Annotated in this window: 14 protein-coding genes; 6 read left to right on the top strand and 8 right to left on the bottom strand. The window is 43.5% G+C overall.

The annotated features are described in order from the left end of the window. Window positions 1–64 precede the first annotated feature (64 nt). The 5 genes from A6J60_RS07280 to hisIE all read right to left on the bottom strand — a co-directional run bounded on the left by A6J60_RS07280 (window position 65) and on the right by hisIE (window position 4,918). Window positions 65–1,579 (bottom strand): UvrD-helicase domain-containing protein, encoded by a 1,515-nt coding sequence (locus A6J60_RS07280; RefSeq protein ID WP_096065389.1) that lies wholly within the window; start codon window positions 1,577–1,579, stop codon window positions 65–67. Between the two features lie 302 nt (window positions 1,580–1,881). Then, window positions 1,882–2,646 (bottom strand): twin-arginine translocase subunit TatC, encoded by a 765-nt coding sequence (gene tatC, locus A6J60_RS07275; protein WP_413772381.1) that lies wholly within the window; start codon window positions 2,644–2,646, stop codon window positions 1,882–1,884. 86 nt (window positions 2,647–2,732) lie between these two features. Further along, on the bottom strand, window positions 2,733–3,596 hold the full coding sequence (tatB, locus tag A6J60_RS07270; RefSeq protein WP_096065387.1) for a Sec-independent protein translocase protein TatB: 864 nt from the start codon (window positions 3,594–3,596) through the stop codon (window positions 2,733–2,735). Window positions 3,597–3,728: 132 nt separating this feature from the next. Then, complete coding sequence (gene tatA / locus A6J60_RS07265) at window positions 3,729–3,983, bottom strand: twin-arginine translocase TatA/TatE family subunit (protein ID WP_096065386.1); 255 nt, start codon at window positions 3,981–3,983, stop codon at window positions 3,729–3,731. A 71-nt stretch (window positions 3,984–4,054) separates the two neighbouring features. After that, window positions 4,055–4,918, bottom strand: coding sequence for a bifunctional phosphoribosyl-AMP cyclohydrolase/phosphoribosyl-ATP diphosphatase HisIE (gene hisIE / locus A6J60_RS07260; RefSeq protein WP_096066517.1), 864 nt, complete (start codon window positions 4,916–4,918; stop codon window positions 4,055–4,057). A gap of 479 nt (window positions 4,919–5,397) precedes the next feature. Between hisIE and rpmI the strand changes: the two genes are divergently transcribed. The 5 genes from rpmI (at window position 5,398) to A6J60_RS07235 (ending at window position 10,427) form a co-directional block, all read left to right on the top strand. Beyond that, on the top strand, window positions 5,398–5,595 hold the full coding sequence (gene rpmI, locus A6J60_RS07255; protein ID WP_007394883.1) for a 50S ribosomal protein L35: 198 nt from the start codon (window positions 5,398–5,400) through the stop codon (window positions 5,593–5,595). Between the two features lie 83 nt (window positions 5,596–5,678). Further along, window positions 5,679–6,035, top strand: coding sequence for a 50S ribosomal protein L20 (rplT, locus tag A6J60_RS07250; protein ID WP_007394884.1), 357 nt, complete (start codon window positions 5,679–5,681; stop codon window positions 6,033–6,035). A 397-nt stretch (window positions 6,036–6,432) separates the two neighbouring features. Continuing rightward, the gene (pheS, locus tag A6J60_RS07245) at window positions 6,433–7,434 is read left to right on the top strand and encodes a phenylalanine--tRNA ligase subunit alpha (protein WP_096066516.1); all 1,002 of its coding nucleotides are present in this window, start codon (window positions 6,433–6,435) and stop codon (window positions 7,432–7,434) included. Between the two features lie 91 nt (window positions 7,435–7,525). Then, complete coding sequence (gene pheT / locus A6J60_RS07240; protein ID WP_096065385.1) at window positions 7,526–9,937, top strand: phenylalanine--tRNA ligase subunit beta; 2,412 nt, start codon at window positions 7,526–7,528, stop codon at window positions 9,935–9,937. A 145-nt stretch (window positions 9,938–10,082) separates the two neighbouring features. Further along, window positions 10,083–10,427 carry an integration host factor subunit alpha gene (locus A6J60_RS07235; protein WP_264755594.1) on the top strand — a complete coding sequence of 115 codons (345 nt, stop codon included), beginning with the start codon at window positions 10,083–10,085 and terminating at the stop codon, window positions 10,425–10,427. 267 nt (window positions 10,428–10,694) lie between these two features. On the opposite strand, the gene A6J60_RS07230 is transcribed toward A6J60_RS07235, so the two are convergent. After that, window positions 10,695–11,081, bottom strand: coding sequence for a hypothetical protein (locus tag A6J60_RS07230; RefSeq protein ID WP_193778034.1), 387 nt, complete (start codon window positions 11,079–11,081; stop codon window positions 10,695–10,697). A gap of 767 nt (window positions 11,082–11,848) precedes the next feature. Between A6J60_RS07230 and A6J60_RS07225 the strand changes: the two genes are divergently transcribed. Next, complete coding sequence (locus A6J60_RS07225) at window positions 11,849–12,736, top strand: neutral zinc metallopeptidase (protein ID WP_096065383.1); 888 nt, start codon at window positions 11,849–11,851, stop codon at window positions 12,734–12,736. A 108-nt stretch (window positions 12,737–12,844) separates the two neighbouring features. Here the strand turns inward: A6J60_RS07225 and A6J60_RS07220 are convergent, their stop codons facing one another. Both A6J60_RS07220 and rho read right to left on the bottom strand, forming a co-directional pair. Continuing rightward, the gene (locus A6J60_RS07220) at window positions 12,845–13,159 is read right to left on the bottom strand and encodes a glycine zipper domain-containing protein (protein WP_096065382.1); all 315 of its coding nucleotides are present in this window, start codon (window positions 13,157–13,159) and stop codon (window positions 12,845–12,847) included. A 290-nt stretch (window positions 13,160–13,449) separates the two neighbouring features. Beyond that, window positions 13,450–14,718 carry a transcription termination factor Rho gene (gene rho / locus A6J60_RS07215; RefSeq protein WP_096066515.1) on the bottom strand — a complete coding sequence of 423 codons (1,269 nt, stop codon included), beginning with the start codon at window positions 14,716–14,718 and terminating at the stop codon, window positions 13,450–13,452. Window positions 14,719–14,863 lie beyond the last annotated feature (145 nt).

Below are 14,863 nucleotides of genomic sequence, written 5' to 3'. Positions count from 1 at the left end.
TAATAATTAAAACGTCGCTTGGCTCTCGCAAATGGTCAGTACAGTGACAATTGCTCGCGGAGTATTACGATCCATACATGACTTTTTTACCGGTTTTTAAGCCTGAGATAAGGTCTTGAATATGTTGAATATCTAACGTGTCTTTGGCACGGGTACAAGCGACATATAACAGACGCAACTCTTCTGGGTTAATTTTTAACCCATGCGGGGTGACGTCATAATAAAAGTCATCATCAAGTTGAACTTTGCCCCATTCAAGACCTTTGGCTTTATGCGCGGTTGAGATCACATAATCGGCATCTTTGACATCGGTTAAGCTATTCACCGCTTGGCTCAATACGTCAGTGCCATGGTCATCGACCAGTTTGACTAAAGTTTTCAGGTCACTGCCTTCATTGGTCTCAGCATAGTCTTGTACATCACTCCACTGATAAAAATAGGCCAGCTCAGGCACGCCATAGGCTGATTTACCCGCTTTTAAGCTCTCTGCCGCTTTACAGAATTTGAGCATTCTATCAGCATCTGCTTGCAAGGCTACTTTATGACCACTTTTTAAGCCGGCTAACAGTTGAGTCATGGCCGCCGCATTAGTACGGCATAAAATAGCGTCTTTTTTACCTTGAGCTGAGATTTTAGAGGTTGATGATTTCTTTTTAGGGTTGCCTTTTAGCGGTACTTCTTCTTGCAGCGCTTTTAATAGCAAGTTGGCGACATCGGCAATGTCTTCACCAAAGCGAAATGACTGAGTCAGCAAGGTTTGCGGTAGTGGTAACTTTTTCATGGCATTAACCGCGCCGCGCCATTCATAAATCTGCTGATGTGCATCACCGACATAAATCACCTGTCGAGGCTGCTGGGTCAAGATTCCCATCATTAACGGATCGGCATCCTGCGCCTCATCAAACAAAATAAAGTCGGCAGGAATGCTCGGCTTTGATAAGGCCCATAGCTTGAGATAAATATCATGGCCAATACCGGCCGGATGACGGGCATCAATGGATTGTAGCCAGCGTCTTTCTACCGCTGGATATAGCATCTCACGCAGCTGCTCAGCATCGGATTCATTGACCCAGCTTGGAAACTGCAAGTGGCGCGGGGCAGGGTAGCTGGCATGAGTACTACAAAAATAGCTGACCGCGTCACTGACAAATCGTGCTTGGCGCGCTGGTGTCAGGTTAACGTAATTGGTTTTGCCTTCGATTTGACGGCGCACTTGTACGGTTCGCAGTCCCAAATCATCGCCCAAGCGTTTGGGTGAAAATCGTGGTAATGACAGCTTGGCGGTGATGTCACGCGGTACATGGCGATAAGCTAACGAGTGGAAGGTGCGGCAATCGACATGGCCTGGGAATTTTTGCTTAGCTTCAGTCGCAATGCCTTTGTTAAATGCCAAATACAAGCCACGACCACGCAAGCGCTCGCTGATAAGCTTCAATGTGGTTGTTTTACCGGCACCAGCGTAGGCCACGACTTTAAAGGTTTTGCCATCCATGGCCATATTTAGCGCTGCTAGCTGCTCATCGGTCGGATCGCTCATATAAGCAGGCATAGAATCAGACGAATAATCAGTGACGGACATGGACAGTTACCTATTGTGATAAAAATGAAAAGTGAACAATGTTAAATATGAGGGTGTGATAGTAAATAGCAATGAGTGATGCAGATAAAGCAGAGGATTTAAAGCAATGCGGTTAGGTTGGCGTTGATAGCACCTTTTAATTAAGCGCTTTAATTAGACGCTTTTAAGCGGCCAGTTACTAGCAGATAAGGGCGCTTTCAAACGACCCTATCTTATGGTCTATGGCGTGTTTTTGTTAGCGATACTGTTGCTAAGCGTTTGCTCAATCAGAGGCTCAATGTACCCAGTAACCTGCCGAGCGTTTAGCTTTCTTTTTCGGCCAGTGCTGCCTTTTTCTCTTTTATCAAAAGGCGCGCCATCAATAGTCCAAATTCAAACAGCAATATCATGGGCAGTGCCAATAAAAACATAGACGGTACATCAGGCGGTGACATTACACCCGCTGCAGCAAAGCAAGCGACAATCACGTAGCGGCGTTTTTCAGCCAACGTTGCGACCGATACAATACCAGTAATCACTAAAATAAGCACGACCACAGGTATCTCAAAGGTAATACCAAATAGCATTAATAGCTTAGTGACAAAGCTCAGATAGCTCTCAATGTCTGTCATAGGCACGACGCTAGAGGGCGAGAAGGTGATTAAAAAGCTGAGTGCCCGCTTCAGTACAATAAAGTAGGCAAATGCCACACCGGTATAAAATAAAACGATTGACGACAACAAGATAGGAACCGCAATGCGCTTTTCATGCTTATATAGCCCTGGCGCGATAAACGACCAAATCTGATATAAGATAAAAGGCATCGCAATAAACGCAGAAGTCAGCAAGGTTAGGCGTATCGGCGCCATGAAGTTGGCCACAGGATCAATAGCAATCATGGTCGAAGCGGTAGGCAATATCTCAACCAAAGGCTCAGAGATAAAGTCATAAAGCTCACGTGAAAAGCCGACTAAACCCAAAAAGATAACAGCAACCACGGCCATAATCTTAATTAAATGCGATCTTAGCTCAACCAAATGCTCGGTTAACGGCATATCAGCCAGACTGTTGTCATCCTTATTAGCCATAGTCTCACTTGCGCTATTGTTAGTGGGGTTTTCGGGGTCATTACTGTTGTCTGAGGCAAAACGAGCTTTCTTTTTCTTAAACAAACTCATGATTTGGCCTCAGAGCTAGCGGTCGATAGGGGCGTGCTGCTGTCCGTATCTGTACTGTTGTTAGCTTGCTCAGTAGCGCTTTGAACGTTGCTGTTTTTAGGCAGCATATACAGCAGCGGATTGGCTTTATAATTAGGCAAAAAAGGCGCTGGCGGCAAGCGTCTGACGCGATCATATTCACCCAACAAGAACCACATATTTTCCCAAGGGCGGGTCATCGGCAGTTGCCAGTCGTCAGCGGTGTTGTGTTGATAGCGAGTAGATTGCGCGCTATTCGACGCAGCGGATACGTGGTCTTCTGTTACTGCTTCGGAATCTGTTGCAGCAGCTGTCGTCAGTCCAGCCGCAGTGGTTGCGGTGACAGGGTTTGCCCCAGCCACTGGATGCACCCAACTGTCTTCATAATTGCGGTGCGCACTAACATGATGTGGCTTATCGTTATTGACGTCATCAACCTTGCTGCTATCAACATTACTGTACTCGAGGCTGTGGCTGTCAGTAGCAGCCGTATCCGTAGTTAGACCGTTCTCAGACGTGCTGCCATCTGCATTCAGCGTTTGCTTTAACTGTGAGTTTTGCTGCTGCTCAAACTCCTGCATGCTGTCACGCAACTGATCCATCTCTTGCTTCATTTGCGCTTCAGTCTGACGTATTTTGGCCAACTCTTGCTGCATCAGCTGTCGAGTTTCGGCCAAATCAAGCTCTGCTTCCATTTCTGCCTTTATCGTACCCACAGTACGGCGGAATTTGGCGTAATAGGTACCCATAGTGCGCACTGCTTGCGGCAACTTTTCTGGGCCCAGCACAATCAGTGCAATGACACCAAATACCAAGAGCTCATAAAAACTAAAGTCAAACATAACCGCTTTTTGTCCTATGACTGTATAAATAGCAAGCAAAGCCGATCAGGCACTGCCGCTGACTGTTTTGATGGTTTACTCTGAAAGCTATTAATCTAAACCTATTAAAGGCAGGTGTTTAAAAGCCAATCATTAGGACTGATGCGTGTCTTCTTTTACTTTGGCGTCATCAATGTTGCTGCTATTTACTTTGTTATTCGCATTGCCATCATGATCAATCACTTTGTGCTGCTTTTTGGCATGCGCTTCTTCTTCATCTTTTACCGCATCTTTAAAGCCTTTTACCGCGCCGCCCAGATCTTTTCCGGCGTTTTTTAACTTTGAAGTACCAAAGATAAGCAGGGCAATACCTAGGATAATTAATAACTGCATTGGAGATAAGCTCATAGTCTTGTCCTTTTATGATGTTGCAGAAGTCATTGATAGAAAAATATATTTTTAAAAATTAGGGAGCATTACTATTGGGTGCGTCTGTTCTTTTCTTCGATACCCGATAGCCCAAAGCGTCTTGCTAACTCTGCTAATATTTGCTCAGAGCCGATATTAAACCAAGCTAACGTGACCAAGGTATGAAACCAGACATCTGCTGTTTCATAAATTAAATCGTCTATTAGGGCTTGCTGGTCGGCAGACTGCTTGGAAGGCTGATCGTTATAGTGCGCTAAGTCTTTGGCAGCAATAATGCTTTCTACCGCTTCTTCACCCACTTTTTCTAAAATTTTATTAATACCTTTGGCGTACAGGCTAGCCACATAAGAGCTATCCGCATCCGCTTGCTTGCGCTCAATCAACACTTGGTCGAGTTGCTTTAGGATGGCGCTGGCACGACCGTCGGTGTTCGATAGCTGTTCAGAGCCAGAGCCAGTTGCAGCAGAGGCAGCACTGTTATCTGTTGCCGCTATTATATCATTGCTGCTATTACCATAAATAGCGTCTGGGTCTTTTAATACCGGTAATACCGCTTTCCAGCTTGGTGCCTCTGGATTACTCAGATCGAGTTGACGATAAAAGCAAGATTTGCGGCCAGTGTGACAGGCTATATTACCTATTTGGGTAATCTCTAGCACGATCACATCAGCATCACAATCTAAGTATAAATTGTGCACAATTTGGGTGTGACCTGAGCTTTCGCCTTTATGCCACAGCTTATTGCGTGAGCGTGAAAAATAGACCGCGGTTTTGGTGTCAGCCGTTAATTGTAACGACTCACGATTCATCCACGCCATCATTAATATCTCGCCAGTTTCTTTATCCTGAGCAATGGCTGGGATTAAACCATCTGAATTAAACTGAACCTCATCTAGCCAACTGCCGGCGGGCATAGAAGCGGTATCAAGACGCTCACTAGACTGATCTGACAAGTTAGCTTGATTTGCTGGATTGGTTTGATCTGAATAAGACATGAAGCATACTCTATATTTAATACAATAAGGTCGTCTCTAGTATATAGGTTTATCGGCTAATCATCATCAGCAATCATGATGAGATTGTTAACAATTTATGGCTAACTTTTTTAGGCATGGGTCATAAACCATCAAGTTTCGCTATTTTTTGTCAAAACAGCGTAATTTTGGTCAAATTTGACACAAGTTTTTGCTAAATAGGTTTGGTTAACAGCGCCTATTCTGATATAATGCGCGCTTCCCACCTCAAGGCAGTGCTGGAATCTGATTTATTTATTCTATTTTATGAATCACTAAATAAGATAAACACACTGACGAACAGGTTTTCCCTTGGCTGTTAAGCTAAGTGTTATCTTTTTAGATTCACCGACGCTAACAACAAAGAATAAGAGGTTCTTATGAAAGTTAAAATGAAAACAAAACGTGGTGCTGCTAAGCGTTTCAAAAAAACTGCTAACGGCTTCAAGCGCAAACAAGCGTTCAAACGTCACATTCTGACCAAAAAGTCTCCTAAACGTATTCGCCAATTACGTGGTACGAAACTGGTGCACGTTGCTGATGTAGCTGCGGTTCGCCGTATGTGCCCTTATTTATAAACCCACTTAATTTCTATTGTTCTTATATTATTTTACTTATTAACAGTATAAGTTCAGGCAAATCAATTTATTAGGAGTATCTTATGGCCCGTGTAAAACGTGGTGTTCAAGCAAACCGTCGTCACAAAAAAATCTTAAAGCGCGCTAAAGGTTATTACGGCGCTCGTTCACGTGTATATCGTGTAGCAGTACAAGCTGTAACTAAAGCTGGTCAGTATGCGTACCGTGACCGTCGCAACAAAAAACGTACTTTCCGTCGTCTTTGGATTGCTCGTATTAACGCTGGTGCACGTTTAAATGGTTTAAGCTATAGCCGTTTCATCAACGGTCTGAAGAAAGCAAACATCGAAATCGATCGTCGCGTACTAGCTGACATCGCTATGCATGATGCTGCTGCATTCACTGCTTTGACTGAAAAAGCAAAAGCTGCTTTGGCTTAATTAGCATTAATTAAACTATAAGTAGTTATCGTAAAAAAAGAAGCCATCGCATATCGATGGCTTTTTTTGTTTAATTTGCTTACAATTACTGACACACAAACGGATATGAGTGGATAACAAACGGCGTGATTTATAATCTGATTAAATCATCCCATTCAATCGTACAATTCCCATTATCCCTCGATATCTCAATATTTTAGTTCCATAGTTTAATTCTATACTTTTAACATCCTATTTTAAGGCACCTTGTTTGAGACAGGTTGCCCATAGCCAACAACTATCTGAGAATGCTTACATGACTCAATCTGACAGCACATCAAACACTCAACACGATCATAGCTCTGAGCCACAACCTAGCATCAACGAGCTGATTGCAAGCTTACCTACCTTATCTGAGATGTTAAGTGAACTGACACAAGATCAGTTGCAAAGCTATACGCAAGCCGCACAGTCAGCGATTGCTAAGATTTTAGCCAGCGCAGATTTACAGCAAATGCGGGTTAATTTGACCGGTAAAAAAAGTGCGCTTACCCAGTGGTCGAAGCAAATGGGCAAGCTAGATGCCGATGATAAAAAGACCAAGGGCGGCTGGTTGCATCAGGTACGTACTCAGATTAATGAGGCTTTAAACAGTCAACAACAAGCCATCGAAAAAGCGGCACTAGAAGCCAAGTTAGCTGCTGAGCGCATTGATATTACTTTACCAGCACGTGGTCAACAAAAAGGTCAGCTACATCCAGTGACCATGACGGCTCAGCGCATGCAGCAGTTCTTTATGCAAGCAGGCTTCAACGTGGCGACTGGCCCTGAAGTTGAAAGTGATTATTACAATTTTGAAGCGCTTAATATTCCGTCACATCACCCTGCACGTGCGATGCATGATACCTTCTATTTTGACGCACACTACTTATTGCGTACGCACACCAGCCCGGTTCAGATTCGTACGATGGAAGCGGGTGAGCCGCCGATTCGTATTATTTGTCCAGGCCGCGTTTACCGTAATGACTCTGACCAAACTCACTCACCGATGTTCCATCAGTTAGAAGGGTTAATGGTGACTGAGCATACGACTTTTGCAGAATTAAAAGGTCTGATTAATGAGTTTTTAGAAGCTTTCTTTGGTCGTCAACTGACCGTACGTTTCCGTCCTTCTTTCTTCCCGTTTACTGAGCCATCTGCTGAGGTAGATATTTTGGCAGATAATGGCAAGTGGTTAGAAGTGATGGGCTGCGGCATGGTGCATCCAAAAGTATTAGAAAATTGTGGTATAGACTCGGACAAGTTTACCGGCTTTGCTTTTGGTATGGGCATTGAACGCTTTGCGATGCTTTATTATGGCATTGATGACTTGCGTTTGTTCTTCCAAAACGATGTGCGTTTCTTACGCCAGTTTGGTTAATGCAGCACTAGGTTTATATTAGGCTCATAAAGTTGGCCTATTCTATACGACACGACAAAATACAATAAATTGATATTCTTTTGAGAACTCTATGAAAATTAGCGAACAGTGGTTACGTGAATGGGTAAACCCTAACAATAATACTGAGCAACTGGCTGATCAGCTGACCATGGCCGGTTTAGAAATTGATGACATCGAAGCGGTTGCTGCCGATTTTAGTGGCGTGGTTGTGGGCGAGGTTATATCGGTTGAGCCACATCCTGATGCCGATAAATTACGCGTGACACAAGTCAACATTAATGGCGAAGCACCTCTACAAATCGTCTGTGGTGCGCCAAATGTGCGCGTCGGTATGCGAGCGCCTGTAGCGACTATCGGTGCTAAGTTACCGACAGAAGATGGCAAAGGCTTTAAGATTAAAAAAAGCAAGCTACGTGGTGTAGAGTCTCAAGGTATGCTGTGCGGCGCTTCTGAGATTGACTTGCCGGATGTGGTTGATGGTTTGCTTGAGCTACCAGATGATGCGCCTGTCGGCACTGACATTCGTGAGTATTTGGGCCTAGATAATAAAATCCTAGACATTTCTATTACCCCAAACCGTGGTGATTGCTTTAGCGTACGTGGTATTGCGCGTGAAATTGCGGTTATTAATGCGATGAGCTGCACCGCGCCAGACATTCAGTCACAACAAGCAGAAGTAGATGCGAGCCAAGCGGTTAAGGTTGTCGCAACTGATGCGTGTCCTCGCTACTTGGCACAACCTGTATTAAATATCGATCGTCAGGTAGAGACGCCAGATTGGATGCAAAAAGCACTGCTACAAAGTGGTCAGCGTTTGCATAACTTCTTAGTAGATGTCACTAACTATGTGCTGCTAGAACTGGGTCAACCACTGCATGCCTTTGATGCAGACAAAATTGTTGGTGATATTCAAGTGCGTCTGGCCAATGAAGGCGAGAGCGTTGAGCTATTAAATGAGCAGACCGTTACCTTAAAAGGTGATGAGTTGGTGATTGCCGATGATGAGGGTATCCTAGCATTGGCCGGTATCATGGGCGGCATGCGCAGCAGTGTTACTGATGAAACCACTAATATCGTACTAGAAAGTGCGTTCTTTAGCCCTCTGGCTATTGCAGGACGTGCTCGTCGCTTTGGTTTACATACAGATGCGTCACAGCGCTTCGAGCGTGGGGTCGACTTTGAGTTGCCATTAACGGCGCTGAACCGTGCGGTTAACCTAATCAGTGACGTGGCCCACGGTCAGGCAGGACAGATTACTACGGTTGAAAGTACGGATAAACTGCCTAGCCGTCAAACGGTGAACTTACCGTTAAACAAAGTAGCAGAAGTTATCGGTATTGATATCGACAAAGACCGCATTGTTAAGATTTTAACAGCGCTTGAAATTGAAGTGACCGAAACCGAAAAAGACGATCAAGTGGTGTTAAGTTGCGTACCGCCTAGCCATCGCTATGATATTGAAATCAAAGAAGATTTGATTGAAGAAATCGCGCGTATTTATGGCTACGACAACATTCCAAGCACCTTGCCTAAGCTTGGCGTCGATATGCGTTATGATGACACCGCTGATTTAACCCATCGTTTAAAACTGTCGATGGTTGATGCCGGCTATATGGAAGCGATTAGCTTTAGCTTCAGTGATGAAAAAATTGAGAAAGTGCTTGATGATCGAAAACTGGGTAACCTGTTAGCGCTTGCCAATCCAATTTCGTCAGACTTGGCTGTGATGCGCCGTACACTGTTATCGAGCTTGATTCCTTGTGTACAATACAACCTAAATCGTCAGCAGTCACGCGTCCGTTTCTTTGAGACAGGTTTAAGCTTCGTTGGTGCAACGGTTTCTGAGTTGGTGCAAACACCAAGCCTAGCCATTGTTGCGACCGGTGATGCCTATCCAGAGCAGGCACACGCCAACCGTGCGATGGACTTTTTTGATCTAAAACGTGACATTGAGCAGTTATTGCCATTGGCAGTGGATGACTCGCGTATCCGTTATCAGCGCAGTGACTTAGCATTTTTGCACCCAGGTCAAAGTGCGACCTTGTTAATTGACGATGTTGCTGTGGGTTGGTTGGGACAATTGCACCCTAGCGTGGCACAACAGCTTGACCTACCAACGACTTGGGTAGCACAATTAAGCTTAGCACCAATCTTAAAAGAAGCTCGTGCGCTTCAAGCGGTTCAGAGCTTGTCAAAATTCCCACAAGTTCGCCGCGATATCGCACTGTTAGTCGATGCTGAGATTCCGCGCCAAGCGTTATCGGATACCATCCGTAAAGCGGGCGGAACCTTGTTGCAGCAGCACTGGCTATTTGATGTTTACCAAGGTGAGCATACACCAGACGGTAAGCGTTCGGTTGCGTTTGCTTTAATTTGGCAAGATGTGGCACAAACCCTATCGGATGACGTGGTGAATAAGGTGATGGATCAAGTTATTCAGGCACTAGAATCCGAGCGCGGTGCTCAGCTAAGAGACAGCTAGTATTAAAAAAGCCAATAAAAAATGGATATTGTGCGTTTAATTTAGCATAATGTATAAAAGTTAGTTATTATAATTATAAAATAAAGCTTATAGAGTGTGTTCAGCACACTCTATAAGCTATACCGGTTTTTATAACCACCAAAGGATTCTACACGATAAGGAAGCCGTCATGACATTATTAAAATCAGAAACACTAACCAAAGCGGACATCATCGACCATTTAGTCGATACGTTCGGGTTTACACGTCAACAAGGAAGATTGCTGGTCGATTCATTTTTTGACGAAATTTATGCCCACTTAGTAGAGGGTAGAGAAGTTAAGCTTTCAGGATTTGGCAACTTTTTATTGAAAGATAAAAAGAGCCGTCCTGGCCGTAACCCTAAAACAGGGGAAGAAGTTGAAATAAGCGCACGTCGTGTGGTTACTTTCAAAGCCGGTCAAAAGCTACGTCGTCAAGTGGATGAGAAGCAGCTTCAGATGGCCACCTAAATTCATTTTTAAATGAAGCCGTTCAATTAAACCATTTATAATTGCTCATAACCGTTCACATAAGGTAAGAAGGATAGATAGCAGAAGAGCAGATAGCGTTTAGGAATCTGGTTGTCTCAGACAGGTCCTGACGCTATTTTTTTTGACCGATATTAAAATCAAAGCAAAAAAAAGAGAGCCATACGGCTCTCTTTTTTATGTTTTGCAAAGTAGGGATTACTGATTAAGCAATCATCTACCTGGCAATTATCTTTGCTAAATAACTGATTACTGAGCAGTTACTTCAGCTTCTGCGTCAGCAGCAGCTTCGCCAGTAGCTTCAGTTACGTCATCAGCAGCTTCCATTGCGTCGTTCGCAGTAGCGTCAGCAGCGTCAGTGTCGATGTTGTTAGCTTCTTCAGCAGCTTCAGCATCGCCAGCAGCAGCAGCAGTTTCAGCTTCAGCAGCAGCAGCTTCAGCGTCAGCTACTTGAGCTTGTTCGTCAGCAACAACTTCGCCTTCAGCAGCAGCTTGATCAAGCTCAGCTGAAGCGTCTTGTAGCTCTTCTTGAGCATCGTTGATGTCTTCAACAGCGTCTTCTTTGTTGCTGTCACAAGCAGCTAGACCTAAAGAAGCAGCCATAATACCTGAAAGTGCGATTAGCTTAAGATTCATAATTTTCTCCAAAAAGTGAAATATAACTGACACAACATCATATAATTAAGTTACGCAGATAAAGGGTTTACTGTCGATTAACTAATTATAATCAAAACTCGTAGAGTCAGAATTCGTTAGCGATTATACATCACTAATATTACAAGTTAAAGTAAATCTCATTAAACATTATATTTAGATACAATTTTTAACGAAACATTGCCTGCATTTTTTTTCCGTTCATCTGATTGTCAGCACATAAATTGGGTCAATAGACCAAATAATGTATCAATAACCAGCGAAAAAACTAGATAACCCTAATATATACTGTATTTTTAATGATAAGTATATTAGTTACTTAGGTACAAAGTTGTGAAATGTTAACAATGACACTTGAGTGACGCAAATCATCGCTCTATGATTAGATATAATAAAGGGTTGTTATGAAAAAGTCAGTAACGAGTTTGACAGAGTAGTGACCAAAAGCACCAAAAAATGTAACAAAATATGTTATTTTCACCATAAAGTCGGCAATTATCCTGTTTAGAGCCCGATTTTTTCGAATCGTCATTTGCGCTTTGCCATTCATTTATTATATTGTGCTCAGTTGGATTGCAAATTTTAATCCTATTCAATGTGTGTCATTGGGTCAGCTCATCGTTAATTCGACCGGTATAATTTTGACCTGTTAAATGGTTATCCTGACCTATTACAACTTTCTAATTTACTAATTTATCAAGCGACATCTATAATTTGAGTACTTTTATTAGATATTGAGGCAAATATAAATGAAATGGCAAGGTAGACGCGGCAGTAGTAATGTACGCAAAAGTGGTGGTAAAGTCGCTGGCGGTGGTATTTTAGGTATTATTATTGCCGGGGTGTTGTGGTTGGTGTTTGATATGAACCCAATGACTGCTTACCAAACGGCGCAATCAGTGACTGCGGGTGACGGCAATGGCTCGGTGCAACCTATCTCCGAAGAAGATGCAGATCGTGACACACAGTTTGTCTCAGTTGTCTTAGCGGATACCGAAGCGGTTTGGAGCCAAATTTTTAATGAAATGGGTCAAACCTATAAAGAGCCAGAGTTGATTCTATTTAGTGGTAGCGTTCAATCGGCTTGCGGCAGTGCAACCTCAGCAACCGGTCCTTTCTATTGTCCTGGCGATCAGCGAGTTTATCTGGATACCTCATTCTTTGCTGAGATGCGCAATAACCTAGGTATTACTGGTGACCAACAAGCGTCAGGTGATGCTGAGAACCGTGACAAAGCCGGTGACTTTGCGCAAGCTTATGTGGTCGCGCATGAAGTTGGCCATCATGTTCAAACCTTGTTAGGCATTTCTCAAAAGGTCAATGAAGCACGTCGTCAGTTAAGTCAAACCCAAGGTAATGAGCTGTCAGTGCGCCAAGAACTGCAAGCCGACTGTTTCGCTGGCGTTTGGGCCAATAGAAATCAGCAGCGTGTTCAGTTCTTAGAAGAAGGTGACATTGATGAGGCGCTACACGCCGCCAGTCAGATTGGTGATGATCGCTTAGCGAAAGCCAGTGGTCGAGCAGCAGTACCTGATAACTTTACCCATGGTAGTAGTCAACAACGTGTTAATTGGTTTACTGCCGGCTTAGAAAGCGGTGACATCAATCGTTGTGACACTTTTAGCGGTAATATTTAATTAACGACTCAATTAGAGTTAAAAGCAGTCTTATAAAACATAGCAACAAAAAAAGGAGCCTATAAATAATAGGCTCCTTTTTTTCTAACACTTAGTAAGTATTAGTGATTAACGCTGTCTTTGATACTGTTGGTTTTGGTACTGCTGATTTTGATATTGCTGGTTATTTTGGTTTTCTCTATGCTTCTCAAGCGCATAACCACCAGCACCACCCAATGCAGCACCTGCAATAGCGCCACGAGCGATATCTTTTGAATCACCGCCACTACGGATTAATGCACCTGCGGCAGCACCGGCAGTCGCACCTTTTGCAGTAGTGCTCATGTTATTTGGATCAAAAGTACCTGTCGTTGTGTTACAGCCAGCCATCAAAAGAGCTGAGCTAGTCATGGTTGCTAATGCGATAGATTTAGTAAGTTTCATAGTCCCTTCCTTTATGTCACTAGATGAGTGAGTATGTCTTTAGATATATGATATAAGTAAACTTTAGCTACTATTTATTTCTATAATCTATTGTAGAGCACGACTTAATATTTAGGTGTATCGATATAGCAAGTCTTTATCATAGGTACGTAACGGTTGTTACAAAGATGTATCGTTTTGATGTCAGTTATATTAAAGCATTAAAAAGACCCCCTATTTATTGGACTAAATAGGGGGTCTTTCGGTAATAGCATCTTATTAAAGCTGCTATGAGCGTAATAAGTGCAGCATTAGTTTTGTGATTTACGCTTCATTTGATCAAAGAAGTCATCGTTGGTTTTGGCTTCTTTTAAGCGGTCTAACAAGAACTCAGTAGCTTGCACACCATCCATTGGCTGTAGCAGTTTGCGTAAGATCCAAACTTTGCGCAACGTATCTTCATCTAGCAAACGCTCTTCGCGGCGAGTACCTGATTTTTTGATATTAATGGCAGGGAATACGCGTTTTTCGGCCAAGTCACGCTCAAGCGTAATTTCTTGGTTACCGGTTCCTTTGAATTCTTCAAAGATCACGCTGTCCATTTTACTGCCGGTATCAATCAATGCCGTAGAAATAATGGTTAAGCTGCCGCCTTCTTCGATATTACGCGCCGCACCGAAGAAACGTTTTGGCTGTGCCAGGGCGTTGGCGTCAACACCACCGGTTAATACCTTGCCAGAAGAGGGTGCGACAATGTTGTAGGCACGAGCAAGACGAGTAATAGAGTCAAGTAAAATCACCACATCTTGCTTATGTTCAACTAAGCGCTTGGCTTTTTCGATCACCATTTCTGCCACTTGTACGTGACGTTGTGGCGGCTCATCAAAGGTTGAAGCAACCACTTCACCGCGTACGGTGCGCTGCATTTCGGTCACTTCTTCCGGACGTTCGTCAATTAACAATACGATGACGTAACACTCTGGGTTATTGCGGGTGATCGATTGAGCAATGGTCTGTAATAATACGGTTTTACCGGCTTTTGGCGGTGCAACAATAATAGAGCGCTGGCCTTTACCGATAGGGGCAATTAAGTCAATTACGCGACCAGTTAAATCTTCTGATGTGCCATTTCCCATCTCAAGTCTTAATTGCTCAGTTGGGAATAAAGGGGTGAGGTTTTCAAAGATAAGCTTGTGACGAGAACGATCTGGGGTATCAAAGTTGATTTCGCCTACTTTTAATAGGGCAAAGTAGCGTTCAGAATCTTTAGGTGGTCGGATGGTACCGGCGATTGAGTCACCTGTTTTTAGGCTAAAGCGGCGAATCTGACTGGGGCTGACATAAATATCGTCAGGACCGGCAAGATAAGAGCCTTCCGATGAGCGCAAGAAGCCAAAACCGTCTGGGAGGACTTCAAGAACGCCATCACCGTAGATGGCTTCTCCATTTTTGGCATGTTTTTTTAATATCGCAAAAATGATGTCTTGTTTGCGGCTACGTGCCAGGTTATCAAGCCCCATTTCTTTTGCAATGTTTAGCAATTCAGAAACAGAGTTCTTTTTCAGTTCAGTCAGATTCATAGAGGTTTCGTTTGATGGTTGTTGAGTCATAGTCAGCTGCCAATACACCTAGATTTGGGTACATGCAAAATAAGTTATTGAGATATACGCATTAGTGGCAAGGAGCCTGCGTCATACTCAGGTAGGTTTAACAAGAAATTAAGAT

It is taken from the genome of Psychrobacter sp. FDAARGOS_221 (assembly GCF_002313155.2).
In the GTDB taxonomy this organism is placed as follows: domain Bacteria; phylum Pseudomonadota; class Gammaproteobacteria; order Pseudomonadales; family Moraxellaceae; genus Psychrobacter.
Note: the sequence above shows the minus strand (reverse complement) of the source record. Positions and strands in the feature narration are given on the sequence as shown.